Source organism: Moorena sp. (assembly GCF_982860115.1).
In genome coordinates this window covers 1-1,172 of the sequence record NZ_CEYLVT010000475.1, presented here as the reverse complement: position 1 = coordinate 1,172, position 1,172 = coordinate 1, and the positions used below count along the sequence as shown (strand labels likewise).

General features: G+C 42.2%; 2 protein-coding genes. Both read right to left on the bottom strand.

Annotated features, from left to right (window positions below):
* Positions 1 to 454: 454 nt before the first annotated feature.
* On the bottom strand, positions 455 to 823 hold the full coding sequence (locus AC4II3_RS32775) for a type II toxin-antitoxin system RelE/ParE family toxin (RefSeq protein ID WP_488017481.1): 369 nt from the start codon (positions 821 to 823) through the stop codon (positions 455 to 457).
* A complete protein-coding gene (locus AC4II3_RS32770) occupies positions 816 to 1,058 on the bottom strand; it encodes a hypothetical protein (RefSeq protein WP_488017479.1) in 243 nt (80 codons plus the stop codon). Before AC4II3_RS32770 ends, AC4II3_RS32775 begins: the two co-directional genes overlap by 8 nt.
* Positions 1,059 to 1,172: the final 114 nt, after the last annotated feature.

The window sequence follows — 1,172 nt, the reverse complement described above, 5'->3', positions numbered from 1 at the left end:
GTTTATATACGTCAGACTCTAGGTAAAAGTTCCTAATACAAGCCCCATAGCGGAAACGACTTGGGGGAGCACTCCAGCAAAAGTCCTGGGTGTTCGGCGGGAATGCCGCCTGTCGCGAGGGATAAACCCTTGTAATCAAGACGGACACCCCCACCACGAGAACGCAGGTGGGGGAAGCATTCATATAAAAACCATCCCATAGTTAGGTAATGGGTAATAGGTAATATAGCGTGATTTGCAGTTTTGAGGTACGCTTCTCAACCTCAAGGTCCCCCTTTTTAAGGGGGATTTAGGGGGATACCTTTGTATCTCATAGCTATAATAATTGCTATAACTAATGGGAGTTCGGCAGCAGTTTTTGAGGTCTGATTCTGTCTGCCCGAAAATGAAACGGGTAAGATGCCCGTTCCACAGGTGCGACCTGAAGGGGTAGGATAGTAGACTCTGAAGAACCTCAAGTATCTGTTTCTTCAGAGGTGTTGCTAACGCCCTTAATAATTTGCCTAATTTCAGCTACTTCGATATCTTGCTGATCTGACTTTGAGTAAATATCCAACAAAATAATCAACTCAGTAGATGAAATCCAGTAAATCAGGCGATAGCCACCGCTTTTACCTCGTTGACTATCGCTGTTCCTAATCCGCACCTTCATAACTGTGGAACCGATGCCATAAATTTGATCTCCTAGAAACGATCCCATTTGCAACTGCTCGAGAATGGGCTGAAGATCTGCTTGAATTTGGCGGTATTTCTTGGCCAGAACTTTCAATTTACGCTGAAACTCAGGAGTAAGTTGCACCTCAACTAACGGAGCGTCAGTCAATATCAATTCCCTCCCACATTTGAGAAATGGGTAGGGTTTGTCCAGTCACAGCTTGCTGCCAAGATTTGCGAAAGCTTTCTGCTGAAAAGTCAGTATTATCGCCTTCTGGTATAGTTTGAATTTCTAGGGCATGGTTCTTTTGAATAATTGTGGATAGTATTTTGAGTAGTTCAAGCTGCTCTACTAATGAAAGCGACTGAGCAATGTTGATCGCTTCTTGAAGCTGTGATTTCATTAATCTCCTCTATTTCTAATTATATTGTCTACAGTAAAATAATAGAATATTCTTTACCCATTCTCAATTCTCAATTCTCAATTCTCAATTCTCAATTCTCAATTCTCAATTCTC

Coding starts and splice junctions, on each gene's coding strand:
- AC4II3_RS32770 (WP_488017479.1), bottom strand. CDS start 1,058: ATGAAATCACAGCTTCAAGAAGCGATCAACATTGCTCAGTCGCTTTCA.